Raw genomic sequence first — 25,398 nt, forward strand, 5'->3', positions numbered from 1 at the left:
TACAGACGCAGGCCGAGCACATCGATCGTGGCATTCACGGTCCTGACGAACGGTGATCACATGCGGGTTCTTGTTCTGGGAGCGACCGGTTACATCGGATCTCGACTTGTCCCAGCTCTGTTGTCGAAGGGGCACGAGGTGGTTGCCGCATCGCGCAACCGCAGCAGTCTCGAGCGCTTCGGATGGTTCGACCGGGTCAAGACCATCGAGTTCGATGCACTCGACGCTGACTCGGTGCGCGACGGCATCAGCTCTGGCGGCGACATCGACGTCATCTACTACCTCGTGCACGGCATCGGGCAACCCAATTTCCGCGACGACGACCGTCGGGCCGCAGACAACGTGGCCGCCGCGGCGCGCGACGCGGGTGTCGGCCGCATCGTCTACCTCGGAGGCTTTGTCCCCGACGACGCCGAACTCTCCGAACATCTGGAGAGCCGGGCCGAGGTCGGGACCGCCCTGTCGGTCGACGGGGGAGCGGACCTGGTGTGGTTGCGTGCTGCCGTGGTGATCGGCGCCGGGTCGACGTCGTTCGAGATGGTGCGCTACATGGCTGATCGCCTGGCCGTGATCCCGCTGCCGGCGTGGATGGACAATCCGATGGACCCGATTTCGGTGCGCGACGCCGTGCACTACCTCGCCGCGGCCGCCACCGACTCGGTGCCTCCGGGTGACTACGACATCAGCGGCCCGGAGCGGTCGTCGTACAACGCGCTGCTGTTCGCCTACCTGCGTGAGATCGGTCAGCCCAGGGTCGGCGTGCTGCTCCCGAACATCGACGTGCGGTTGGCCGGTTTTGTCAGCGGATTCATCGTCCCGGTACCCAGCGGGCTCGCGTCCGATCTGGTGAGATCACTTGACTACCCGATGAAGGCATCAGAACATTCGATCCGAGACCACGTCCCCGATCCGCCGGGAGGGCTGTTGACCATCCGGGATGCAGTGCGCAGATCTGCCGAGAGCCCGCTTCCGCGGCCGGTCGACAAGCTCCGCGACATCCACCATCTGGCCGACACCGACCCCGATTGGGCCGGCGGCGACCTCATGCGAGTGAAGATCGGCGTGCGAGACCGCTTCGGCCCGGCCTGGAATCTCTTGACCGGGGCAGTCGGCGCGGTGACAGGGCGACCCAAATGATCACACTGCCGGAGAAGGTCCAGTTCCTCATCGGGACGATGGAGGACGACTCCAACGATCCGCCCGAGTCACGCGCACAGATGTTGCGGCGCAGGATCGTCGTGGTGGTCACGTTGCTCGTGGGCAGCGTGCTGCTGAGCATCTCGTTGTCGATCGATCCCGGTGACTCGTCGTTCTACCCGATGACTTTCGCCCTTGCGGCGGTCTGGGCCATCGGCGCGGTGCTGTCCGGGCCGCTGCATCTCGGGGCTTTTCCTCCGCCGCGTGGTGGGCCGGTGCGTGCCGGCGTTATCGGTGTTGCCGTGGGGCTGGCGCTCGGCGCGGTGTTTGTTGTCGGGGCGTTGGTGGTCCGGGAGATCCCACCCATCGCCGACTTTGTCTCCGATGTGCTCGACCACGCCGACCAAGGCACCTTCTCCCTGATTCTCGCCACCGCCCTCGTCAACGGTGTGGCCGAGGAGATGTTCTTTCGAGGCGCGGTGTACACGGCTCTCAAAGGCCATGCGCCCGTCATCTTCTCAACGCTCATCTACATCGTCGCCACTCTTGCCAGCGGCAACCCGATGCTGGGTTTCGCGGCCATTCTGCTCGGAGCGGTGAGCGCGCTCGAACGTCGTGCCACGGGCGGCATCGTCGCATCGATGGGCACGCACATCTCGTGGACGATCATCATGGTCTTCGCTCTGCCGCCGCTGTTCTGACCTGAGCCGCCGGCGCGAAAGCCGCACAAAACAACGAAAGTAGACATCCAAATGGCTGGTGTGAATGTGTCCGTCACGTCGGAGCTCGAACCTGCTGCGGCCTGGAACATGGCGTCTGATCTGAGTCGCTTCGATGAGTGGATGACGATCTTCGCGGGTTGGAAGAGTCCGTTGCCCGCGCAGATCGAAGAAGGCACCGAGGTGTCGTCGCTGATCAAGGTGAAGGGTTTTCGCAACACGATCCACTGGACCGTGACGCGCTACGACCAGCCACGCCTGCTCGAGTTGTCGGGCAAGGGTCGCGGCGGTGTGCGGATTGAGATCGCACTGAAGGTCACGCCGGAGGGCAAGGGCTCGATCTTCGACCTCGATGCCACCCTCAGCGGCAGCGTCTTGAACGGCCCCGTCGGCAACCTCGTCGCGAAGGTGATCGAGTCCGACGTCCGCAATTCCGTCGCGAATCTGGTTGCGTTGCGCTGATTGTCGGTAGGGGGTTGCGCGGTCAGTAGTCCGAGTGTTTGCGGGTTTCCCGAGCCGCCCCGCGCTCACGCTCGCCCGGCTCGATGTTGCTCGGTCTGTAGCCCGAGCGTCGGCCGGTTTACCGAGCTGCCCCGCGCTCACGCTCGCCCGGCTGGCGGTTGCGCGGTCTGCAGTCCGAGCGTCTGCCGGTTTTCCCGACCCGCCCCGCGAGCCCGCTCGCATAACTGGCGGTCGCTCGCCCCGCAACCCGATCGTCCCCCAGTTTCCCGAGCGGCCCCGAACCCCCGCTCGCTCGTCTGGTGGTTGCTCGGTCTGTAGTCCGAGCGTGTGCCGGTTTCCTGAGCGGCCCCGAACCCCCGCTCGCGTAACTGGCCGACGCTCGGTCTGTAGTCCGAGCGTTTGTGGGTTTCGCGAGCTGCCCTGAACCTCCGCTCGCCCGGCTGGCGGTTGCTCGGTCTGTAGTCCGAGCGTTTGCGGGTTTGCCGAGCCGCCCTGAACCTCCGCTCGCATTACTGGTCGTTGCTCGGTCTGTAGTCCGAGCGTTTGCGGCTTTGCGGAGCCGCCCTGAACCTCCGCTCGCATTACTGGTCGTTGCTCGCCCCGCAGTCCGAGCGTTTGCGGGTTTCTCGAGCGGCCCTGAACCTCCGCTCGCACAACGGGCCGTTGCTCGGTCTGTAGCGCGAGCGTTTGTGGGTTTCCCGAGCTGCCCTGAACAGCCGCTCGCTCGTCTGGCCAACGCTCGGTCTGTAGTCCGAGCGTTTGTGGGTTTCGCGAGCTGTCCCGAATCCCCGCTCCGCGCGGCTGGTCGTTGCTCGGTCTGTAGTCCGAGCGTCTGCCGGTTTCCCGAGCCGACCCACGCTCTCACCCCGCAACCCGAGCGTTTGCCGGTTCGCACAACAAAACCCCCGCACCAGATACCAAACCAGTGCGGGGGTTTCTGTAGGAGTTGCTCTACTTATCAGGCGTCATCGTCTGGCCCTGGGATTCGCGCAGGGCCCGACCTCTTTCGACGAACTTCTGGTCGGTTGCTTCGTTCTTGTCCGACGCCTTGGTGTCACGCGGCGGGAGCTGCAGGCGCTCTTCGGCCGGCAGGCCTGCCTGTAGCTGGCGACCGCGCTCGAGTTCGGAGTCGAACTCGGCACCGAACAGCAACGCGAGGTTGGTCAGCCAGAGCCACAGCAAGAACACGATGACACCGGCAAGGGCGCCATAGGTCTTGTTGTAGTTGCTGAAGTTCGCCACGTACAGCGCGAACAGAGCCGAGGCGACGATCCAGGTGACGATGGCGAGGATGGCGCCGGCGCTGACCCAGCGGAACTTCGGTTGCTTCACATTCGGGGTGGCCCAGTAGAGGATCGCGACAACCAGGATCACGAAGATCAAGACCACCGGCCAGCGTGCGATGTTCCAGACGGTCACCGCAGTGTCGCCCAGGCCGATGGCGTCACCGATGGACTTCGCAACCGGACCACTCACGGCAAGCATGAAAGCAACCGCTGCCGCCATGATCAACGCGATCAGGGTGACGAGCAGCATCACCGGACGCAACTTCCAGATCGGTCGACCTTCGTCGATCTCGTACATCCGGTTCATCGCGCGGCCGAAGGCCCCGACGTAACCGGACGCCGACCACAGGGCACCGACGAGACCAAGCACCAGGGCGAACCCGGCGCTGGGTGCGGCAACGAGTTGTTCGACGGGTCCGCGCAGCGTATCGACCGCGGACGAGGGTCCGAGGTCTTCGACCATCTTCAGGACCGCGTCAGTGGTCTTCTGGCCTTGCCCGAACACACCGAGCAACGACACCAGGGCAAGCAGCGCGGGGAACAGCGACAGCACTGAGTAGTACGTGAGTGCTGCCGCTATGTCGGTGCACTGATCGCGAGAGAACTCCCGCAGCGTCTTCCGAAGCACGAACATGAAGGAGTGCTTGGTCAGCTGGGTTGGGGAGTCGGGCTTACGCGGATCCTCCGGATCGGGTGAGTCCGGGTCTTCCCGTACATCCTCGCGCTGCTTGCTCATGATCAGTTCTCGCCGTTCTTGGCGTCGTCGACCAGCGCTTGCTCGTGTTCGGCCCGCTTGGCCAGCTCGTCGTCGTCGAGGTGTGCCGGCGTCTTCGCGTGCTCGTGGTGATCCGGATTGACCGTCTCGGTCGGGATCATGACGTTGTCCAAGGTGGGGTCATCTTTTGCTGAACTCATGGACGGGGGATAGCCCGGTGGGGGAGGGTTGAAACGCTCACGCGCCACAATCTGTACGTTTGCAAAGTTCCACATTGGGAACCTTTACTGAGCGCCTGGCCGCTCTGCTGCGGTCGGCAATGACAACCGACGATAGGAAATAACTGTGAGTACTACTGCTGCGGCTGTTGAAATCCTTGCTGAACGCTCCACCACCACCACATCGGTGGGTGTGATCGGCTACATCATCATCGGCGGCATCGCCGGATGGCTTGCCAGCAAGTTCATGGGCACCGACAAGCAGATGGGCATCCTGCTCAACATCGTGGTCGGCGTGCTCGGCGCGTTCCTCGGTGGCTTCCTGCTCAGCTTTGCTTTCGACACGGCCAGCGGCGGTTGGTTCTTCACCTTCCTCACGGCACTGCTCGGAGCGGTTATCCTGCTCGCGATCGTCAAGGCAGTCACCAAACGCCGATAGAGGGCACACTTCTACCCGGCGCGGGCCAACGGTCCGCGCCGGTTTTGTTTTCTCACCAAGGATCCTGATGACGCAACTTCTGATCGACGACGATTGGACCCCCGAGGCAACCGCGCCGCTACCGTCACGCTGGAGCAGGCCATCCCCACCGGGGGACGACCCGTTCTATGTGCCTCCGGCCGGTTTCGACACCCTGCCCGAAGGCACGCTGCTTCGCAGTCGGGAGATCCGGTTGGCGTTGCTGGGGATCATCCCGCAGAAGGCCAGGGCCTGGCAGTTGCTCTATCGGAGCAGCGATCTGCACCGGAACGCCGAGCCCGCTGTGACGACGGTGTTGTTGCCGGCCGACGCGGATCCGGCCGAGCCTCGTCCGTTGCTCGCGTACCAGTGCGCCATCGATGCGGTGTCGGCGAAGTGCTTCCCGTCGTACGTGTTCCAGCAGGGCGCGTGGTCGCCGGGGAGCGTCCCGCCCTTCGAGATGTTCATCATCGCCAATGCGCTGCAACGTGGTTGGGCCGTGAGCATCGCTGATCACGAGGGGATGAACGGCTACTTCGGTGCCCCTCGGGAGCCCGGCTATCGTGTACTCGACGGCGTTCGCGCCGCGATGACGTTTGCCCCGCTGGGTCTGGACGCGTCGACACCTGTTGGGGTGTGGGGATATTCGGGCGGCGGCATGGCGTCGTCGTGGGTCGCGGAGATGGCGCCGGAGTACGCGCCGGAGATCAACATCGTCGGTGCAGCACTCGGTGCGCCCGTCGGTGATCCCGGTGAGACGTACATCCGCCTCAACAGCACCTTGTACGCGGGTCTGCCCGCTCTTGTGGTCGCAGGTCTGCGACACATCTACCCGGGCCTCGAGCAGGTGATCGAGGCTCACGTCGACGAGGAGGGCCGCAGCCGGCTTGACATGATCGAGTCGATGTCGACGGTGGAAGCCGTGATCCGTTTCGCCAAGGACGATTTCGACAACTACACCAAAGTCCCGCTCGCCGATGTGCTCGCCAAACCCGAGCTGCTCGAGTTGTTCGACGACATCAGACTCGGCGACCGCACCCCGGACTGTCCGCTGTTGGTGCTGCACCCCGTGCATGACCAGATCATCGCCGTCGAGGACATCGACGGCCAGGTGGAGCGGTACGAAAAGGGCGGTGCGCACGTCACCTACGTACGCGACCGCCTCAGCGAACACCTTTCCCTGATGGTGTTGTCGGCACCGGTGGTGCTCGACTGGCTGTCGGATCGATTCGACAACGCGCCACTCCCGGAGTCGGCCCGCAGCACGGTGTGGTCGACTGCTTTCCGGATGGCGTCGCTGTCCGGATTCCTCGGAGTCGGTAGGGCGGCGGCGAAAGCGCTTCTCTCTCGCCGCCTTTGACCGATGTCCCTCAGCTCTTGACCTGGTCGCGCAACCCCTTGGTGGCCATTTCCAGAATTGCCTTCTGACCACGTTTGATGATGAAGCCGGGTACCGGCGCCTTCGGGTCGAGCATCATCTCGAACTCGACATGGGTGCCCTTGTCGGTCTCGGTCAGCCGGTACTCGGCGTGCTGTGCCTTCTGCTGCGAGCTTTCGACGAGATCCCAGGTGACGCCCGTATCCGACCATGTGTAGTCCAGGACCTGGTCGTCGGAGATGCCGAGGAGCGACGCCTTCATCTTGACCCGCTTGGGCCGCCCGTCGGGATGGCGGTCGATGACCTCCACGCTCTTGTGGATCGATGACCAGGACGGCATCGATTCCACGTCGGCGATCGCATCCAGAATCTGTGCCGGGGTCGCGTTGATGTCAATGCTTGTGCTTCCGCTGACTGCCATGGGAAAACCGTAACGGATCGCTCGTCTATGTGACATCGGATATGGGTAAGTTCGTTTGGCGATGCGGCAACGCGAGACGCGGCATACTTCTGACGTGTCTCGAGAAGGGGGCCACCGCCGCTAGCGCTGTGCGCGAGAAGGGGGCTGCTGATGCCTTTGATGCCGATCACCGAATCGATGTTCCTGCTGGCCGAAACGCGTGAGCATCCGATGCACGTGGGGGGACTGCAGCTGTTCGTCCCGCCAGACGGTGAGGCCGAGGATTTCGGCGAGTTCGTCTACGAAACCTTCTGCAAGCAGACCGATGTGGCGCGGTTGTTCCGCAAACGACCCGCTTCGCCCGTGAACGTGATGGGCACCCTGCGGTGGACTCATGACAAAGAGCTCGACTTCGACTATCACGTGAGACGTGCGGTGCTGCCGCGTCCCGGCCGCATCCGTGAACTGCTCAAATACGTGTCCGCACAACACGGTGGCCTGATGGATCGGCATCGGCCGATGTGGGAGGTCCACGTCATCGAAGGTCTCGCCGACGGACGGCTCGCCCTCTACACCAAGGTGCATCACTCTCTGGTCGACGGGGTTTCGGCGCTACGCCTGCTCGAACGCGCGCTCAGTACCGACCCCGAGGATCGCAGCGGTAAGGCGCCGTGGGACCCGGCCCTGTTCCGGCGGCCGAAGAAGGACGGCGGGTCCCGCGGCTCGCTGAACCCACTGCATCTGGTGTCCGACGGCGTGAAGCTCGCCGGTGACATCGCGAGTCTGGCCCCGGCGGGTCTGCGGATCGGCATGCACGGACTGCGTGATCCGAACCTGGTGTTGCCGACCGGGGCGCCCAAGACGATGTTGAACGTGCCGATCGGAGGGGCCCGACGATTCGCTGCCCAACAGTGGCCGAAGACCCGGATACGTTCGGTGGCAAAGATTCTCGAGATCTCCACCAACGACGTCATCATCGCGATGTGTGCCGGTGCCTTGCGGTCGTACCTCCTCGACCGGAACGCGCTGCCCAGCGCGCCCCTGATCGCGATGGTTCCCGTGTCGATGCGCGAGGCCGGCGCGGACTATTCGGAGGGTAACGCCGTCACCACGATGCTCTGCAACCTCGGGACCAACGAGTCCGATCCCGCACGACGGCTGGCCGTGGTGACGGGATCGACGCGGCAGGGCAAACGGATGATCAAGGACTTGACGCCGATCCAGGCGCTTGGTTTCGGTGGCGTCACCATGGCGCCGCTGCTGTTCTCCACGATTCCTGGGTTCGTTCGCTACACACCTCCGCCGTTCAACATCGTCATCTCCAACGTGCCGGGGTCGTCGCGGCGGTTGTACTGGAACGGGGCACGTCTCGACGGGGTGTATCCGGTATCGATCGCGTTGGACGGGCAGGCGCTGAACATCACCGTCACCATGACGGCAGGGAAGGTGAACTTCGGGCTGATCGGTGCCCGCAGCTCCATCCCCCACCTGCAGAGATTGCTGGTACATCTGGAGAACGCGCTGGTCGAAATGGAGAAGCTCGGTGGCTGAACGGATTCGGCGCGCGCGCCGACGCCTGACGGGTGTCGGCGCGGCCGCGATCATCGGGTTGTCGATGGTGGTGGCGTGTTCGAACGACGAGGCGGCATCCGACGTGTGCGCGATCCCGTCGGGCCCGAACGGTGGCACGGCCGCACCTGCGACGGCGGCAACCCCCGACATCACCCCCGACACCACCGAGAACCTGTCGACCAACCCTGAGGTCGCGACGGGTTACCGCTCGAACATGACTGCGGTGCAGACCACTTCGTTTGCGGCGGCCACCGCCAATCCGCTGGCGACCCAGGCTGCGTGTGAAGTTCTCGCAGACGGTGGCGACGCCGCCGATGCGCTGGTCGCCGCGCAGATGGTGCTGGGCCTGGTCGAGCCGCAGAGCTCCGGGATCGGCGGAGGTGCGTTCGCGTTGTACTACGACGCGGACGATCGGTCGGTGCAGGCATTCGACGGCCGCGAGGTGGCCCCGGCCGCGGCGACCGAGAACTACCTGCGCTGGATCGATGACACCAATCGGACCGAGCCCGTACCCGACGCGCGCGCGAGCGGCCGGTCCATCGGTGTTCCGGGGGTCGTGCGCATGCTCGAGTTGATGCAGTCCGAGCACGGAAACACCGAGTGGCGCAACCTCTTCGAGCCTGCCGTCGCCCTTGCTGACGACGGGTTCTCCATCAGCCCCCGACTGGCGGCCGCAATCGACGACTCGGCCACGGATCTCGGCGCAGACCCCGATGCGAGAAGTTACTTCCTGCAACCCGACGGTTCGCCGAAACCTGCGGGGGACACGCTCACCAACCCGGCGTACTCGAAAACGTTGGGTGCCATCGCATCCGACGGCGCTGAGGCGTTCTACAGCGGCGACATCGCGCAGGCGATCGTCGCGGAAGCGGGGTCGACGGCAAACGGGATGACTCCATCCCAGATGACGGTCACCGACCTGGCGAACTACGAGGCCAAGGTGCGTGAGCCGATCTGCGTGCCGTACCGCGACAACCAGATCTGCGGCATGCCCACCCCGTCGTCCGGTGGGATCGCGGTGGCATCGACGCTCGGCATCTTGTCGAACTTCCCGATGGATCAGTATCCGCCGACCACTCTCGATCTCAATGGCGGAAAGCCCTTGGTCGACGGTGTGCACCTGATCTCCGAGGCAGAGCGCCTTGCCTATGCCGACCGGGACAAGTACGTCGCCGACTCCGACTTCGTGCCGTTGCCCGGCGGCAGCTCCGAGGCGTTGCTCGACCCCACCTACCTCAAAGGCCGCGCCGCACTGATCAATCCCGACCGTTCGATGGGTACGGCGACAGCTGGGACATTCGACACCGGCCCGATAGGCTGGTTCGCCGGAGTCGAGCACGGCACCAGCCACATCTCTGTCGTGGACGCCGAGGGCGACGCGGCGTCGATGACAACAACCGTCGAGTCGGCGTTCGGGTCGTTCCACATGGTCGACGGCTTTCTGCTGAACAACCAGATGACCGACTTCTCTGCCGAACCCACCGACCCGCAGGGCGCGCCACTGGCCAACCGGGTCGAGCCGGGTAAACGACCACGCAGTTCCATGGCCCCGACGCTGGTTTTCGAGTCCGCCGACAACGGTCTCGGGCAGCTGAAGATGGTGGTCGGATCCCCCGGCGGTTCGGTGATCATCCAGTTCGTCGTGAAAACCCTGGTGGGACTCATCGATTGGGGCATGGATCCCCAGCAGGCGGTCTCGATGGTCGACTTCGGAGCCGCGAACTCCCCGAAGACCAATGTGGGTGGGGAGCACCCGAACATCTCGGGGCGCGACGATCCCCTGGTGACGGGGTTGCAGAACCTGGGTCACACCGTCGAACTCGCCGACCAGTCCAGCGGCCTGAGCGCACTTCTGCGAACGGAGGCGGGATGGTCGGGTGGCGCGGATCCCCGACGTGAGGGAATCGTCCTCGGCGACTGACGGTTGAACATCGCATGGCACGTATCGGAAGTTCTGACCTGGATGTCTACCCGCTCAACCTCGGTGGCAACACCTTCGGCTGGACCAGTGACGCGGCCGAGTCGTTCGCGGTGCTCGATGCTTTCGTGTCTGCCGGCGGCAACTTCATCGACACCTCCGACAGCTATATGGCGTCGGCGCCGGGGAACGTCGGTGGAGAGTCGGAGACGATTCTCGGCGAATGGTTCACCAAGCGTGGCCGGCGCGACGACATCGTCCTGGCCACCAAGGTGAGCCGTCACCCCGAGTTCCTGGGCCTGGCACCCGACAACATCGCGCGGGCGGCCGAGGCATCACTGCGGCGCCTGAAGACCGACCACATCGATCTGTACTACGCGCACTACGACGACCCGGATGTGCCGCTGGCCGACACCCTGGGTGCTTTCGACGCCTTGGTGAAGGCGGGGAAGGTGCGCCACATCGGTATCTCGAACTATTCAGCCGAGCGGATCAAGGAGTGGATCGACGTCGCCGACGCCCACCGGTTCGCCAAACCGATTGCCCTGCAGCCGCATTACAGCCTGGTGGCACGCCGGCCGTTCGAGGACGAACTGCGTCCGCTCGCCGAGAAGTTCGGGCTTGGCGTCTTCCCGTACTGGGCCTTGGCGAGCGGGTTCCTCACCGGCAAGTACCGCACCGCCGGGGACGTCGCGGGTGTCGCACGCAGCAAGATCGTGGAGCGTTATTTCAGCCCCGAAGGGTTGGCGGTGGTGGATGAGCTCGATCGCATCGCCCGATCTCGCGGCGTGCAGATCGCGACCGTTGCCCTGGCATGGACTCGTCAGCAGCCAACAGTGGTCGCCCCGATCGTCAGCGCCAGGTCACCCGAGCAGCTCGAAGCTCTGCTCGGGTCGGTCGACCTGGCGCTGACCGTCGACGAACTGGCCCGACTCGACGACGTGTCGGCGAAGGTTCCTGCCGGTCAGTAGTCGTCGTCGCCGTAGACGATGACGCCGCGGAGGTTCTTGCCGTCGGCCATGTCGCGGTAGCCCTGGTTGATGTCCTCGAGCTTGTAGGTTCTGGTCACCAGCTCGTCGAGCTTGAGGGCACCGCTGCGGTAGAGGTTGAGCAGCTTCGGGATCTGCGTGCGGGGACCGACACCACCGAAGATCGCGCCCTGGACGCGCTTCTGCAGCAAGGTGAGTTCGAACAGGTTGAGGTCGGTGGCCACCTGGTCGTACGGTCCCATCGCGGTGACGATGACCTGGCCGCCCTTGCCGGTGAGGGACAGCCCCTGCTGGACGTACTCGCCCTTGACCACTCCCATGGTGAGGATGACCGTGTTGGCCATGGCGCCCCAGGTGAGGTCGGCGATGTCAGCGGCGGCTTCTTCCATCGAGGCGTAGGTGTGGGTGGCGCCGAAGTCCAGCGCGGTCTTCCGTTTGTCCTCCACCGGGTCGATGGCCACGACGAACCGCGCGCCTGCGTGGGCGGCACCCTGCACCGAGTTGATACCCACGCCGCCGATACCGGCGACCACCACGGTGTCACCGGGCCGGGTGTTGCCGATGTCGACTGCTGATCCCCAGCCCGTGGAGACACCACAACCGAGCAACGCTGCCTTGTCGAGGGGGATGTCCTTCTCGATCTTCACGACCGACGCCTGGTGAACCGTGACGTAGGGGGCAAAGGTACCGAGCAGGCACATCTGGACCACGGGAGCGCCGTCTTTGGTGACGCGGAACGTGCCGTCGGAGATCGCCTGGCCGGTGAGCAGTCCGGCACCGAGGTCGCAGATGTTCTGCAGACCCTTGGCGCACGACGGGCACGTGCCGCAGGCGGGGATGAACGCGAGCACCACGTGGTCACCTTCTTCGAGGCCCGACACCCCAGGCCCGACCTTGGTGATGACGCCGGCGCCCTCGTGGCCGCCGAGGACCGGAAGGATCGGGATCGGACTGGACCCGTCGACGACGTGGGCGTCGGAGTGGCAGAGCCCGGATGCGGCCAGGCGTACCTGGACCTCTCCGGCGACCGGGTCACCGAGGTCGATCTCATCGATCTTCCAGTCGGTGTTCAACTCGGTCAGGATTGCGGCCTTGGTTTTCATCGCGGTGACTCTCTGCTCGCGGCCTGGCACTGTGACCCAGTCCCTGACCATGCACTTGCTGTGACCTATGCCACCTTACTGATGAATCAAGCCGTGTGCCGCGAATCCGTCAGAACCGGAAACGCCTGTGGTCAGATTCATGCCCGGCCGGGCTGAGAGCACCACGAAACAACCTGTTAGTCCCGGCGTGACCATCCCGAAATGGATCGGGCCTGTACTTGGTCCAAGGCCGAACGCAGCACATCGACGTGCCGCGCGCCTTGTGAAACCCAAGTCCCGCACCGCCTTTGATCGCACCATGTCAGGAGACACCCATGTCCGATATCGATCAGTTGATTGCCGAGAATATCAAGAAGTCGTTGGCTGAGATCCCGCATCCGTCGTTGCCGAAGGGCAGCAACATCTATGGGGGGACGAAGTTGTTCCCGGATTATCAGGCTGAGGGTGGGGAGTCGTATTTCACGTTGGTTCATGGGATCGCGCATGAGTCGTCGGTGAGTTTTGTGGCGGTGTTGCAGGCGACGCGGGCGTTGCGGAAGGGGTTTGAGTCGGCGTTGTACTTTTATGGTCCTGGTGCGATCAATTGCCTGGCCACGCGTGGTTTTCCGACGACGGGTGATTCGGGTTTCCCGGGGGAGCAGAACATCAATGATTCGTTGGGGACGTTCATCGGTGAGGGTGGGACGGTGTATTGCTGTCGTTTCGGGTTGGCGTTGCATGGTGGTCGTGAGGAGGATTTGATCGAGGGTGTGATTCCGGCTCATCCGCTTGATGTGCAGGATGCGTTGATCCATTACGCCCGTAAGGGTGCCATCATCAACTCCACGTACATGGTCTGAGGACGCCGAAATGACCATCCTCGCAGGCGTTTCCGCAAACTTCACCCGTGATCTCGACCAGAACTACGCCCTGATCGCCACGCTCGTCGACCAGGCCCGGCAGCAAGGCGTCGACTTCTTGGCCCTCCCTGAGGCGGCGATCGGTGGCTACCTGTCGTCGTTGGGTAATCACGGCGACACCGTCAAGAACACCAATCGGTCACTGCCGCCGGCCATCTCGGTGAACGGGCCCGAACTGCAGAAGGTGCAGAGCATCGTCGGCGATCTCGTGGTGGCGATCGGTTTCTGCGAACTGGCAGACGACGGGGAAACGCGGTACAACGCCGCGGCGCTGCTCGACGGTGGTCAGATCTACGGCACTTACCGCAAGGTGCATCAGCCACTCGGCGAGAACATGTCGTACTCCGCAGGAGACGGGTATCCCGTTTTCGAGACGCCGGTGGGCCGCATCGGGCTGCAGATCTGTTACGACAAGGCATTTCCCGAAGCCGCACGCGTGATGGCGCTCGACGGTGCCGAGATCATCGCAAGTCTGTCGGCCTGGCCGGCCGCCCGTACTGCTCGCGCCGACAATCTCCAGGAGGACCGGTGGACCTACCGGTTCAACCAGTTCGATATCGCCCGAGCCCTGGACAACCAGGTGTTCTGGGTGGCGTCCAATCAGTCGGGCACGTTCGGGTCACTCAACTACGTGGGTAACGCCAAGGTGGTCGACCCCGGCGGGAACATCCTCGCCACCACTCTGCTCGGCAGCGGTATGGCGGTGGCCGAGGTAGACATCACGGCCGCGTTCGAGCAGATGCGGGGCGGCATGTTTCATCTTCGTGACCGCCGACCAGACGTGTACTCCCGGGTGACCGAACTCGACGAATCCCGCACCGCGACATGGCGGGAGTTGGCACATGCCTGAAGCAGCGCAACACATTCCGGTTGTCATCGTCGGCGGTGGGCAGGCCGGTCTGTCGGTCAGCTGGTATCTGGGGCGCCAAGACATCGAGCACCTCGTCGTCGAGGCCAAGACCCCCGTGCATGCTTGGTCGGACACCCGCTGGGACAACTTCACGCTTGTGACACCCAACTGGCATTGCCGACTTCCGGGTTACACATATGCGGGCTCGGATCCCGACGGCTTCATGAAGCGTGACGAGGTGGTCGAGTGGCTGACCGGCTGGCTCGACACCTTCAGTCCTCCGCTGCGCATCAACACCCGGGTGACCCGGCTTCGTCAGGCCCACAGCGGCGGTTTCGAGCTGACCCTGTTGTCGGAGGCCGGATCGGAGACGGTGACGTGCGACGACGTGGTGGTCGCGACCGGCGGCTACCCCGTCCCGGTGGTGCCGCCGTACGCCCCATCTCTAGACCCCGCTGTGGCGCAGCTGCATTCGGAGGAATACCGCAATCCGGAGCAGCTCCCCGATGGCGCCGTACTGGTTGTCGGCACCGGCCAATCCGGCGCACAGATCGCGGAAGACCTGCACCTGGCCGGGCGCCAGGTGCATCTGGCGATGGGCAAGGCGCCCCGCGTTGCGCGCTTCTACCGCGGCCGGGACTGCATGACATGGCTCGCCGACATGGGCGTCTACGACATCGGTGTGCAGGAGTACCCCGGCGGCCAGGCCGCGCGCGAGAAGACCAATCACTACGTCACCGGCCGCGATGGTGGCCGCGACATCGACCTGCGCGAGTTCGCGTCGCAGGGGATGAAGTTGTACGGGCTGCTGGAGAACGGCAAAGACACAAGGCTCGAGTTCGCGCCGACTCTCCGTGCCTCCCTTGATTCAGCTGATGCCGTGTACAACTCGATCTGCCAGGACATCGACCGGCACATCGAACGCGAGGGCATCGACGCACCGCCGCCGACCAGGTACGAGCCGGTGTGGGAACCGGACTCCGAACCCACGTCGCTCGACCTGACCGAGGCGGGTGTCACCAGCATCATCTGGGCGATCGGCTACCGCCCAGACTATCGGTGGATCGAGGCCAGCGTGTTCGACGGCGCCGGTCGCCCGATGCAGACGCGGGGGATCACCGCCGTGCCCGGGCTCTCGTTCATCGGATTGCCCTGGATGTACACGTGGGGTTCGGGGCGGTTCCACGGGATCGACCGAGATGCGGCGCACGTAGCTGCCGCGATCATCGACCGGACCCGTCCCGACGCGAACGGCCGGCCGGTGACCGACGGGGCAGCACTCGCCACCACGCCCTGAGGGGTTGCGTCGTGCCCGCGGCAGTGTGCGACCGTTGACGGATGAAGGTTCGTATCGGAGTCGGAGTTGTCTCGTCCACGGACCGGTCGCTCACAGCAGGTCCGGCCCTGGCGGAGCTCGTCGACGAGTCCGAACGACGTGGCATCGACTCGCTGTGGCTGTCGGATCAGGCCTCATCTGCACACCACGTCGATCCGCTGATCGGATTGGCCTACGCCGCGGGCCGGACCGAAAAGTTGAAACTCGGCACCGGGGTGCTGATACTGCCCGGCCGCAATCCGGCGCTGGTCGCCGCGCAGTTGGCAGGCCTCGCAGCGACCGCACCAGGTCGGGTTCTCCCGGCGTTCGGCGTTCAACCGGCGACGATGTCCGACCGGACGATGTACCCCGTACCTCCCGGTCAACGCGGCGCGGTCTTCGAGGAGGCGCTCTCCGTGGTGAGAGCGTTGCTCACCGAACCGTCAGTGACCTTTGAGGGCAGGTTCTTTCACCTTGACGGGGCAACTGTGGGGCCGCGCCCAGCAAAACCACTCGACTTGTGGCTCGGCGGGCGCCTCCCGGTCAGTATGAACCGGATCGGGCGACTGGCCGACGGGTGGCTGGGCAGCTTCGTCACTCCCGACGAGGCCGCCCACTGTCGACGGCAGATCGAAGCCGCTGCCTCAGAGGCAGGCCGCGAGGTCGAGCCCGACCACTACGGCACGAATCTCATTGTCGCACCGCACGGTTCCGAGGACACTGCCGTCGACACCGTGATTGCCGCTGTTGCACGTCGGCGAAAGGACCTCGCCGATCCGCAGCGGCTGGTGTGCCGGGGCTGGGACGAGGCCCGCTCCGAGCTCGGCCGTTTCGTCGACGCCGGTATCACCAAGTTCGTGGTGCGCCCGGTGGTGCCCGTCGAGTCGATCGCCGAGTTCCTCGACCAGATGGTCGACGAACTGTTGCCCTTGCAAACCTGAGCACCCAACTCGCGTTTCACGCTATGAAGTTGTCAAAGAGCACATCCAGGTCAGTTGGTGACGGTGCCGCCGGGCGTTCTAGGCCGCCGCCGGTGTGTTGGTGGTCCGGTGATGCGCGGGTATCGGAATTTGTTCGCGGTCAACACTTTTGGGCGGCGTGAACCACGGATGCCCATCGTCACCTATCGCGACGGACCACCCGTGGTGGTGGATCATCCGGTGATGGTGCCGGCACAGTAGGACGGTATTGCTGAGGCTGGTGCTCCCGCCGGCTGACCAGTGCTCGATGTGGTGGGCATCGGTCCATCCGGCGGGCCGCCCGCAGCCGGGGAACGCGCACCCGCAGTCGCGTGCCAGCAACGCTTTACGGATTGCCGGGGTGACCGTGCGATGCTCGCGGCCGACATCAAGCGGTACCCGCTCACCGTTCAAGATCATCGACGTCAACGTCGCATCGCAGGCCAGCATCCGCGCCGCTTGGCCACTGACGGGGCCCATCCACTGCAACCGAAACGCGGACCGATACCCCTTGTCGTCGAGGAACCGGGTGTACTCGTCGGCCGGCGCGGCCGGATCAGGTGGTGCCACACCTTCTCCGGCCAACTCGCGGGCATCGACGGTCATCGTCAGATGAGGACGCACACCACCAACCGTGGGCCGATCTTCGGCCTGCAGGTAAGCATCGATCAACCGCTCGAGCCCCTCCGCCATCCGTTGCGCTGTCGACCGCTGGTCAGGTGTGCCATCCTCGCCCGGAATCGGCCGCGTCAGCGGGTCTAGGCCCGTCATGAGCTTCTCTCCGAGAATCGCATCGACATCGAACCTCCCGCGCAGGCGCCCATCGGGACTCTGGCCTAGCGACAGCGTGTTCAGCTCGGTGTTCTCGGCCACCGGCACGCCACCGGAATCAACAGCCAGAGCGAACGCGTCTCCCCGGGCTCGTTCCCCGATCTCGACAGGCGTGGCACCCGACCACGCTTGCCCCAACAGACGACTCACACATGCTTCACGCGCCGGGCCGGGCAACTGCGCCACAGCACGTTCCACATGTGCGATACCGCGCACGATCGCATCGACCTGCTCGCCTGAGAAGTCACCGTCCGCAGCGTGGCCGGCCACCCGGGGCAGCGACACCAACGCCCGGCCGACCCGCACCATCCGGTGCGCGCACCCCGGCGCCAGCCCGCCGGCCATCAACAACGACGCGGTAGACGACTCACCAGATCTCTTGGCCACGCCCCGACGGTCCAGTGCGCCCACCCACACCGACAAGACGTGATCAACGAGATGGCGAATCTTGATCAACGCCACCACCTGTTCGGCCATTTCATCATCGGCCTCAGGTGGTGACCCCTGCGCGACCACAGCCAGCGCTGTGCGGATTCCCCCGATATCCATGACGAAACGATAGAACAATCAGTCCGTTCGCACAAGTGTTCGATAAGAGTTATTTTGGTTGCAGCCCAGCATCTTTGGGGAGACTGGCAACTCCAAACTGTCCAGTATATCGACCGGGTCTGACATGTAGCCGGTGCAAGCGGTGCGTGACGGTGCGGCTCTAAGGCATCAAGGGGGCCCCACCCGTGTGATCGGATAGCCGTCGCGAGCGCCTCTGCACTCATCGGTCGGGCGGATCGTTGTCCGGTGCCCCTCACGTCGAGCCCAATTCGGCCACTCCGAGCCGGCCAAGGTTGGCCGGAAGGGATTGACAGAAGCAGGCATTCGAACCAGGCAGCCAACGTTCAGCTTGCTACCCGTTTGCTCAAGAACCTGGTTTGTCGGTGCTGTGTTGCATCATGTCGACACGCGAGTGCGGAAGGAAGGTGACGTCATGACGATTGTGGTGACAACCCCAACCGGTCGGGTCGGGTCGCGGGTGGCGCAACTGCTGATCCAGGCTGGGGAGCGGCCGAGATTGCTGGTGCGGGATGTCGCGAGAGTGCCAGCTGCAGTACGTACAAAGGCGGACATCGTCGAGGTGGACCTTGGCGACGCCCCCGCGGTCGCGCGTGCCTGCTCGGGGGCGCGGGCTCTCTACTGGGTCGATCCGCCGACCGACGACGATGACCCGGTCGCGGGGTATGACCGCATGGGTGCCAGCGCCGCCCGCGCCATCGTGGAATGCGGCATCGACCGCGTGGTCTTCCAGAGCAGCGTCGGCGCAGAGGCAAGGCGTGGTTTCGGCGAGATCGACGGGTTGGGGAAGACAGAGGACCGCCTCGACAGCACCGGCGCTGCTGTCACTCACTTGCGATGTGGGTATTTCTTCACGAACTTGTTGATGGACCTAGAGGGCCTACGGAATGGGGTCCTCGCCACCACGCTGCCTCTCGACCAACGGATTTCGTTTGTCGACCCCCGAGATGTCGGCGATGTGGCTGTCGCCCGACTCTTGTCGGACGGTTGGGCGGGACGCCACACGCAAGGCGTCCTGGGTCCGGTCGACTTGTCGTTCACCGAGGTTGCAGACATTCTCTCCGCTGCGTCGGGCCACGAGATCGTTGCCCAGCAGGTATCGGATGATGTTGTGGCACAGCAACTCGCGAACTTTGGAATGACGCCCGCCCAGGTGGACGGGGTTGTCGGCATGTTGCGCGGCTTCCGCGGCGACTTCTTGCCGGAGAACCCTCGCGACGTCATCAGCACCACCCCGACCACGCTGGAGTCTTGGGCATGTTCAGTGCTACGGCCGGCGTTGCTCGCGGTGGAAAAGTGATGGTCAGTCCGCGTCTGCCAAGGCGAACTTGTCCACGAAATCGTCAGCGGGCGGAATGGGGGTGATGACATCGATCAATATGCCGTCCGGCCCGTCGACAATGAAGTGACGTTGTCCGAAGTCCTCTGAGCGGATGGGCAGCAACGCGGTCAGCGGGCCCTCGCTGACCAGGCGCCGGTACTCCGCGTCCACATCGTCTACCTCCAGGTTGAGCAGGAGGCCCGCTGCGGACCGGTTGCGGTGTTCCGTGGGGATGGTCTCGTGGCCGGCGTCGAGAACGGCCAACTCGAACGAATCGCGAACGAGGCTGACGTACCAGTCGGCTTCGAACGTCGTCTCGAAGCCGAGGTGGGTTCGGAAGAAGGCTGCCGTGGTGGCGACATCATCGGTCATGAGCACGGGGTACAGGCTGGTGATCGCCATCGTGATTGCTCCTATAGATACGTTCTGTATGTAAACGGACTCCTTTATACATACACGGAGAATGTATAGTCGGCAACAGATCCCGAACGAAAGGTGCGACAACGATGCCGCGCGCGACCAAAGAGCAGAGTGAGAAGACCGCGGCGCGGATCTTGGCAACGGCGCAAACAGCTTTCGCCGTCCGGGGATATGCCGCGGTCGGGCTCGAGGACATCGCTGCGACCGCCGGCGTCACGAGAGGGGCCGTCTATCACCACTTCCAGAGCAAGACGGGGCTTTTCTGGGCAGTCCATACCGAGACACAGCGACGAGTCGGGATGGCCGTCGACCAGGCGACCGCAGGAATCGATGACTCGTGGCGAGCGCTTGAAGTCGGATGTCGCGCATTCCTGGAAGCGAGTGTCCGCGACGACGCGAGACAGATCATGCTCATCGACGCCCCCGCCGTCCTTGGCTGGGACACCTGGCGTGCTGAAGACGCGAACAACTCGGGTCGTATGTTGCTCGACGTGCTGGCCGAACTCGAGTCGGCCGGCCTGCTGGACGTGATGTCGGTAGGAGCGTGCCACGCACTGTTGACCGGCGCCATGAACGAAGCGGCACTGTGGATTGCGTCCACGACCGATCGGGACGCTGCGCTGGCCGATGCGTGCGACACGCTTGTGCGCATGCTCGATGCGCTGAGGTCTCGGCCGACATGATCAGACGACGAAGGCGCTGCCGCATCGACTTCGGCCCCGACCCCCGACCGGCCTTAGGATGGGCGGCATGGTGATGGCTGACCGGCCCGAGGTCCAGACGGCGTCCATGCCGGTTACTGCTCTGACTGTCGTCGGGCTGGCGGAGAGCTTGCTGAACGGCCTTGCCAGAGTGCCGTTTCGACGTCCGTGGCAGGGGCCCGGCGGACTGTTGGACAACCTGGGGCAGTCGGTCACCCGGCAGGTCGTCCGATCGTTCATGGGTTACTCGATGGGGCTGCCCATCGAGGAGTTCAGGTCGATGGAGAAGATCCTCGACGACATCTGCCGCGTCGTCATGCCCCCGTTCATCGAACTCACCGACAGCGTCGAGATCACACATGACACGATCGGCGGAGTCGACGGCATCTGGTGTCGTGCCAAGGCCAGTTCGGATGCCTACGTGGACGATTCCGACGACAAGCAGACGATCGGCGCCACGATCCTCTACCTGCACGGCGGTGGATACATCGGCACGTCCCCGATCATGTACGCCGCATTCGCCGCATCACTGGTGAAGATCACTGGTTACGAGGTGTTCATCGCCGACTACCGGATGGCACCGGAGTTCCCGTTCCCCGCCGGTGTGCACGACGCGGCAGACGTCTTCCAGGGTCTCCTCGACCGCGGAGTCGACCCGGAGCATCTCGTGGTCGCCGGTGATTCCGGTGGCGGCGGCCTCGCGACATCCCTGATCTCACATCTACACGCCCAATCACTGCCCGTCCCGGCCGCTTTGGCGCTGTTCTCCCCGGAGATCGACCTCGAGCTCGATCATCCGTCGATCACCGACAACGCCCAGTACGACATCCTGCCCTGGAACATTCCGGTGACCCCGTACCTGCAGGGCGTCCAGCCGAACGACGAGCGTGTGTCCGCGGTGTACGCCATGGCAGATCCGGAGTGGTTTCCACCGACCTTCGTGTGCTGGGGCGGCGACGAGATGTTCCGCGACGGGATCAGGAAGTTCGCCGACGGCTTGGACAAAGCCGGGGTCAAGGTGCACGCGATGGAAGAGCGCGGCATGTTCCACGTGTTCCCGATCCTCATGCCGTGGGCCGAGGCATCCAAGCGCGTGTTCATCGCGCTCCACGACCTGGCCGGACGGCACGTCACCCCCGACCACGACGCCGAACAGACCCACTGACGCCGAACAGACCCACTGACGCGGCCAGGTGGTCAGTCAGGCGCGACCACACCGTCGACGTACACCCAGCGACCTTCGTGCTTCTCGAACCGGCTCCGTTCGCGCAAGGTCCCCGCGCCCGAACCTTTGATCCGGTAGAACGCGGTGAACTCCACCTCGCCGATGGAATCGAAGAGCGACCCGTGCAACGTGGACTCGATGTCGAGTCGGTACCACCGCATCGAGGCGTCGAGGTCCAGCACGTCGGGCCGGGTACGGGGATGCCAGCTGTACAACAGGTAGTCCGCGTCGCCCACGGCGAACGCACTGAACCGAGAACGCATCAGTGCCTCGGCGGTCGGCGCCTTACGGATCCGGGACACCAGAGGCCCGCAGCAGTCGTCCCAGACCAGTCCACTGGTACACGGACAACGCCGGGGGCCGGATGGAGGACGGGTCACCGGGTCAGATTAGGCGACCGTTGCGACTTTCCGATTCGCGGCTTCGCTGAGGTATCACCGGCCGTGCATGGAAAAGCCCTGCAAAGAGACCGCGTCGATCACAACCGCCGCACCATCACATCGTTGTCGCGGGTGAACCCATGCCGTGAATACAGCGGTATTGACAGCTCACTGGGGGAGAGAATCACTTTGCGGTATCCGCGGTGCTCTGCATTGTGGAGAACGCAGTCGACCAGTTGGGTGCCGATCCCGGCGCCTCGATACTCGGACCGTACATAAAGGTGGCCGAGATAGCCCCAGCTGCCGGCTCCGCTGGTCCTGGGGCTCGGCATGCGCGTGTATTCGGTCAGGCACACCATTCCGACGGCCTGGCCCGTTGTGTGGGCAACCCAGACCGTGCGTTGGGGGTCGTCGGTCCACGACCTGACGGCCGTGGTGAAACCGCGTTCATCACGCCATGGGCCGATGGCATCGTCAGATTCCCGTGCCCACAACCATCTGAGCTCGGCTACAGCGGACGCCGCAGGGTTGTCGGTTATCAGAAGCGACAAGGTTTTTGACCCCAAAAGACAAACATGCCCCGCTCTGTACAGAGCGGGGCATGATGCAAAACCGTTCGATCCGGCCCTGACGGGTTGAACCCGCGGACGCGGATCGGGACAAGCGTCGGTTCGAGAACCGAATCAGCCTGCGAGGCCGCCGAGGAACTCAGCGTTGTCGATGAGGAACTGGAAGACGTCAAGCAATGCAAGTTCGAAAGTCGAGGTCATGACTTTGCCCTTTCGGTTGTTCGGATGACCGTGGCCGGGGGTCGACCGCGGTCGGATTACACCGCTGCAGTTCTAGAGTGTGAACCCGGATGACATTGTGGCAGCTTCCGCGAGCCACCGCACGACGAGGGCTGGCATAGGCGGTCGGCGGGCCCCAATGGTCATAAGGATTCAATAACTTTCTGCGGCAACATAAGTCGCGCCGTCTAATGCCCGTGGTAATGCGGAAGACGTCTCTTTGTCCCTTGTCGGCGGCCCGCGGGTCACCTGTTGTGCATATTGTTTTAACCTACTGTTATTGATCGTGAAACGAGCTAAAGGCCTCTGACCTGGCGCTCGAGGCGTATCGCCCGGCGGGCCGTCAGAGTGATGGCGGCGAAGCCCAGCACCGTCGTGGCGCCGACGATGACCCCGAAGGCCGATGGCGAGAAGACGGGGATCGGCACGCCCGACACCGCGATCGCGATCCCGGCCAGAGGTGGGTAGGCGATCGCCGTGCCCACGACTGCCGCGACCGCCACAGCAATCAGAGACTCCAGACGGATCATGCCGCGAACTTGCCGCGGACCCGCACCGAGCAGTTGCAGCAATGCGAACTCGCGACGCCGAGCCGAGGTCATCAGCACCAGGGTGTTGACCACCGCGATGCCGAGGAAACCCAGCAGCACCGCGAGCGCCACGACATTCACCGAGTCCTGCGCCCGCTGGTCCTGTCGGACGGCCGCGGCGAATCCGTCGGTTCTCATCACGGTCATGCCACCGGTGACTTCGATGGCCCGCTGCGCCTCGTCGACCCGGCCCGGTGCCGCCGACACCAGCATCTGGTCGACCAGTCCGGTCGTGGTGTGGTCTCGTACCTGTGCTGCCGGGAGGGTCACATCGCCGAAGCCGAGACCGCGGTCGTAGGTGGCGACAACCCGTGGTGTGATCACAGCGCCATCACCCATCCGCAGCGTCACGGTGTCTCCGACATCCGCGCTCATCGCCGACGACGCGTCGCGGCTCAGCGCCACCGCGCCGTCGGTCAGCTGCTGAAGGTCGCCGTCCCGGACATCGAGATCCATCGTGGCAGTGGTGCTCGCGGCGTCGACGCCTTGCACGGGATACGCCTCGGTGGTCGGAGCCTCGGAACTGTCCGTGGTGAACAGGGCCTTGGTGCGGGTGATCGGGTTGACCGCACCCACCGCGTCCATCGACGCGATCGTCGCGGCGAGTTGTGGGCTGATGCCGCCGGGGCCGGTCACGACCAGATCGGCCGTGGTCCCGCTCTCGGATTGGCGTTCAGCTGCTGCGGTCACCGTGCTCTGGCTGAACAATTGCACCGCCCCGATCGCGATGGCCAACGCCAGCGGAGTGATCGCCGCGGCAAGCCGGCGTCCATGGGCATTGAGATTGGCGGCCGCCAACACCGGCCCGGCTGAACCGGTGCGCAGCATCGGGCCGGAGACCACGCGCATGGCGCCCGAGACGAGGGCCGGACCGAGAAGGCCGAGAGCAATGACGAGGAGCACCGCAGATCCCCCGGCACCGGCCATCGCCGCAGGGCCGGGGATGAAAGCAGGCAGGGTTGCGACCACCAGCCCGCTCACCCCGACCGACAGTCCGAGGACCACGCGGGTCCGGCTCAGCTTCTCCGGCTCGACCGCTGACTCGCGCAGCGCATCGATGGGATCGAGGCGAGCCGGACGTCGAGCGGAGACAGCCGCAGCGAGCCGGGCGGTCGCGACCGCGGCGGCAACTGCGACAAGGGCAGGGACCGGTCCGTAGGCAAGCGAGAAGTCCGGCGGCACGATGCCGGCGTCGGCGAACCGGCCCCGCAGGACACCGGCCAACAGATAGCCGGGTGCCACTCCCAGAAGTGCCGCCACACAGGCGATGGCCCAGGTCTCGGCGCCGATCAGTTTGTGTATCTGACGCGGTGTGGCGCCGGTCGCCCGTAGCAGCGCGAAGTCGTGGCGGCGCTGCTGGACCGACAACGACAGCGTGCTCGACACGACAAACACCGCAATCATCAGGGCCACTCCGGCAAGTGCCGAGCTGAGCGCCACCAGCTCGCCGCGCGCCGCGCCGATGTCTACGTACTCGGCGTCCGCACGTGCCGGACCGGTGTAGGTGTCCACCTCGAGTCCGGGCAGGTGATCACGCACTCGGGAGGCGAGGGTCTCGGCGTCCACCCCGTCCTGTCCGATCAGACCGACGGTCGCCACCGTGCCGGCATGCGGCCAGAGTTGCTGCATCCGAACGTCGTCCAGGAACACCGTCGCCGGGCGGCCACCGGGTTCGGATGAGGATGCGCCGGCCACCCCGACAACGGTGTACGCGTGGGCGACTCCGCCGTGACGGAGCGTCACCTTCTGGCCCAGGTCTGCTGCACCTGTCATCACCACCTCGTCCGGTCCGGCCGGTGGGTGACCCGCTGCGATGTTGTACGGCGCGAGAACCGCCGACGACCATCCGTGCGCATCGAACGCGCGCCCGCTGTCGTCGGTGAGGGGAGCGCTGATGTCGCCGACCGCCAACTGCACGCCGGGTACCGCCGAGAGTTCGGCGACCGTCGATTCGGGAAGCCGCGCGCGTTCGATGTAGGGCTGGTCGACGTCCTCGGTGATGTCGAGCGATTGCGGAGCCCCGACCACCACGTCGGCGCCGGAAAGGCGGTGCGCTGTGACGCCTCCGCGGATCCCGGACTCGAACAGCACTCCGAGTGCGCACACCAAGAGGGCCGCGGAAAAGACCGTGACGAATACGGCCGTGAAGCTGTTGCGATGTTCTCTCAGGTTCGCGGCAGCGATGCTGTCCATGCGTG

At 64.7% G+C, this 25,398-nt stretch carries 24 protein-coding genes; 15 read left to right on the forward strand and 9 right to left on the reverse strand.

The genetic code is table 11. The features are described 5' to 3' along the window. Positions 1–60: 60 nt before the first annotated feature. Genes KXR83_RS17360 through KXR83_RS17370 form a run of 3 tightly spaced genes read left to right on the forward strand, consistent with a single transcriptional unit; the run spans position 61 to position 2,318 of the window. Positions 61–1,137, forward strand: coding sequence for an NAD(P)H-binding protein (locus KXR83_RS17360; RefSeq protein ID WP_317712169.1), 1,077 nt, complete (start codon positions 61–63; stop codon positions 1,135–1,137). Further along, positions 1,134–1,838 (forward strand): CPBP family intramembrane glutamic endopeptidase, encoded by a 705-nt coding sequence (locus tag KXR83_RS17365; protein ID WP_317712168.1) that lies wholly within the window; start codon positions 1,134–1,136, stop codon positions 1,836–1,838. Before KXR83_RS17360 ends, KXR83_RS17365 begins: the two co-directional genes overlap by 4 nt. A 51-nt stretch (positions 1,839–1,889) precedes the next feature. Beyond that, positions 1,890–2,318 carry a type II toxin-antitoxin system Rv0910 family toxin gene (locus KXR83_RS17370; protein WP_317712167.1) on the forward strand — a complete coding sequence of 143 codons (429 nt, stop codon included), beginning with the start codon at positions 1,890–1,892 and terminating at the stop codon, positions 2,316–2,318. Positions 2,319–3,269: 951 nt separating this feature from the next. Here KXR83_RS17370 and KXR83_RS17375 read toward each other — a convergent pair. Continuing rightward, complete coding sequence (locus KXR83_RS17375; protein ID WP_317712166.1) at positions 3,270–4,340, reverse strand: YihY/virulence factor BrkB family protein; 1,071 nt, start codon at positions 4,338–4,340, stop codon at positions 3,270–3,272. Between the two features lie 2 nt (positions 4,341–4,342). Beyond that, positions 4,343–4,519 carry a hypothetical protein gene (locus KXR83_RS17380; RefSeq protein ID WP_317712165.1) on the reverse strand — a complete coding sequence of 59 codons (177 nt, stop codon included), beginning with the start codon at positions 4,517–4,519 and terminating at the stop codon, positions 4,343–4,345. A 145-nt stretch (positions 4,520–4,664) separates the two neighbouring features. Here KXR83_RS17380 and KXR83_RS17385 point away from each other — a divergent pair, with 145 nt between their 5' ends. After that, complete coding sequence (locus KXR83_RS17385) at positions 4,665–4,976, forward strand: GlsB/YeaQ/YmgE family stress response membrane protein (RefSeq protein ID WP_437425888.1); 312 nt, start codon at positions 4,665–4,667, stop codon at positions 4,974–4,976. A gap of 67 nt (positions 4,977–5,043) precedes the next feature. Then, positions 5,044–6,354 (forward strand): lipase family protein, encoded by a 1,311-nt coding sequence (locus tag KXR83_RS17390; protein WP_437425889.1) that lies wholly within the window; start codon positions 5,044–5,046, stop codon positions 6,352–6,354. Positions 6,355–6,364: 10 nt separating this feature from the next. Here KXR83_RS17390 and KXR83_RS17395 read toward each other — a convergent pair whose 3' ends face one another. Continuing rightward, entirely contained in the window at positions 6,365–6,793 is a 429-nt protein-coding gene (locus tag KXR83_RS17395; protein WP_317712162.1) for an SRPBCC family protein, read from the reverse strand. 150 nt (positions 6,794–6,943) lie between these two features. On the opposite strand from KXR83_RS17395, the gene KXR83_RS17400 reads away from it, so the two are divergent. From KXR83_RS17400 to KXR83_RS17410, 3 genes are all read left to right on the forward strand, one after another. After that, positions 6,944–8,323: a WS/DGAT/MGAT family O-acyltransferase gene (locus tag KXR83_RS17400; RefSeq protein ID WP_437425890.1), complete on the forward strand. Its 1,380-nt coding sequence runs from the start codon at positions 6,944–6,946 to the stop codon at positions 8,321–8,323. A 64-nt stretch (positions 8,324–8,387) separates the two neighbouring features. Further along, the gene (gene ggt / locus KXR83_RS17405) at positions 8,388–10,265 is read left to right on the forward strand and encodes a gamma-glutamyltransferase (protein ID WP_437426108.1); all 1,878 of its coding nucleotides are present in this window, start codon (positions 8,388–8,390) and stop codon (positions 10,263–10,265) included. A 14-nt stretch (positions 10,266–10,279) separates the two neighbouring features. Then, positions 10,280–11,233, forward strand: coding sequence for an aldo/keto reductase (locus KXR83_RS17410; protein WP_437425891.1), 954 nt, complete (start codon positions 10,280–10,282; stop codon positions 11,231–11,233). Here KXR83_RS17410 and KXR83_RS17415 read toward each other — a convergent pair. Further along, entirely contained in the window at positions 11,227–12,354 is a 1,128-nt protein-coding gene (locus tag KXR83_RS17415) for an NDMA-dependent alcohol dehydrogenase (protein WP_437425892.1), read from the reverse strand. The two genes, KXR83_RS17410 and KXR83_RS17415, sit on opposite strands and share 7 nt — an antisense overlap. A gap of 314 nt (positions 12,355–12,668) precedes the next feature. Here KXR83_RS17415 and KXR83_RS17420 point away from each other — a divergent pair, with 314 nt between their 5' ends. The 4 genes from KXR83_RS17420 to KXR83_RS17435 are packed head-to-tail and all read left to right on the forward strand — an operon-like array spanning position 12,669 to position 16,359. Further along, positions 12,669–13,193 (forward strand): MSMEG_0572/Sll0783 family nitrogen starvation response protein, encoded by a 525-nt coding sequence (locus tag KXR83_RS17420; protein WP_062795209.1) that lies wholly within the window; start codon positions 12,669–12,671, stop codon positions 13,191–13,193. A 10-nt stretch (positions 13,194–13,203) separates the two neighbouring features. Next, complete coding sequence (locus tag KXR83_RS17425; protein WP_437425893.1) at positions 13,204–14,103, forward strand: carbon-nitrogen hydrolase family protein; 900 nt, start codon at positions 13,204–13,206, stop codon at positions 14,101–14,103. After that, on the forward strand, positions 14,096–15,400 hold the full coding sequence (locus KXR83_RS17430) for an MSMEG_0569 family flavin-dependent oxidoreductase (protein WP_437425894.1): 1,305 nt from the start codon (positions 14,096–14,098) through the stop codon (positions 15,398–15,400). The genes KXR83_RS17425 and KXR83_RS17430 overlap by 8 nt, the downstream gene beginning before the upstream one ends. 41 nt (positions 15,401–15,441) lie before the next feature. Further along, positions 15,442–16,359, forward strand: a complete 918-nt coding sequence (locus tag KXR83_RS17435) for a TIGR03854 family LLM class F420-dependent oxidoreductase (RefSeq protein ID WP_437425895.1) — start codon at positions 15,442–15,444, stop codon at positions 16,357–16,359. A gap of 78 nt (positions 16,360–16,437) precedes the next feature. On the opposite strand, the gene KXR83_RS17440 is transcribed toward KXR83_RS17435, so the two are convergent. Beyond that, a complete protein-coding gene (locus KXR83_RS17440; RefSeq protein ID WP_437425896.1) occupies positions 16,438–17,757 on the reverse strand; it encodes a DUF222 domain-containing protein in 1,320 nt (439 codons plus the stop codon). A 433-nt stretch (positions 17,758–18,190) separates the two neighbouring features. Here KXR83_RS17440 and KXR83_RS17445 point away from each other — a divergent pair, with 433 nt between their 5' ends. Continuing rightward, complete coding sequence (locus tag KXR83_RS17445) at positions 18,191–19,075, forward strand: NmrA family NAD(P)-binding protein (protein ID WP_437425897.1); 885 nt, start codon at positions 18,191–18,193, stop codon at positions 19,073–19,075. Between the two features lie 3 nt (positions 19,076–19,078). Here the strand turns inward: KXR83_RS17445 and KXR83_RS17450 are convergent, their stop codons facing one another. After that, complete coding sequence (locus KXR83_RS17450) at positions 19,079–19,498, reverse strand: VOC family protein (protein WP_437425898.1); 420 nt, start codon at positions 19,496–19,498, stop codon at positions 19,079–19,081. A gap of 104 nt (positions 19,499–19,602) precedes the next feature. Between KXR83_RS17450 and KXR83_RS17455 the strand changes: the two genes are divergently transcribed. Both KXR83_RS17455 and KXR83_RS17460 read left to right on the forward strand, forming a co-directional pair. Continuing rightward, a complete protein-coding gene (locus tag KXR83_RS17455; protein WP_437425899.1) occupies positions 19,603–20,199 on the forward strand; it encodes a TetR family transcriptional regulator in 597 nt (198 codons plus the stop codon). Positions 20,200–20,266: 67 nt separating this feature from the next. Next, on the forward strand, positions 20,267–21,382 hold the full coding sequence (locus KXR83_RS17460; protein ID WP_437425900.1) for an alpha/beta hydrolase: 1,116 nt from the start codon (positions 20,267–20,269) through the stop codon (positions 21,380–21,382). A 32-nt stretch (positions 21,383–21,414) separates the two neighbouring features. Here KXR83_RS17460 and KXR83_RS17465 read toward each other — a convergent pair whose 3' ends face one another. The 3 genes from KXR83_RS17465 to KXR83_RS17475 form a co-directional block, all read right to left on the reverse strand. Beyond that, on the reverse strand, positions 21,415–21,822 hold the full coding sequence (locus KXR83_RS17465) for a YchJ family protein (protein WP_437425901.1): 408 nt from the start codon (positions 21,820–21,822) through the stop codon (positions 21,415–21,417). Positions 21,823–21,920: 98 nt separating this feature from the next. After that, on the reverse strand, positions 21,921–22,373 hold the full coding sequence (locus tag KXR83_RS17470; RefSeq protein ID WP_437425902.1) for a GNAT family N-acetyltransferase: 453 nt from the start codon (positions 22,371–22,373) through the stop codon (positions 21,921–21,923). Positions 22,374–22,906: 533 nt separating this feature from the next. Beyond that, the gene (locus KXR83_RS17475; protein ID WP_437425903.1) at positions 22,907–25,393 is read right to left on the reverse strand and encodes an ABC transporter permease; all 2,487 of its coding nucleotides are present in this window, start codon (positions 25,391–25,393) and stop codon (positions 22,907–22,909) included. Between the last annotated feature and the right edge of the window lie 5 nt (positions 25,394–25,398).

Origin of the sequence: Williamsia muralis, from assembly GCF_051487485.1 — a bacterium.
Lineage (GTDB): Bacteria > Actinomycetota > Actinomycetes > Mycobacteriales > Mycobacteriaceae > Williamsia > Williamsia muralis_B.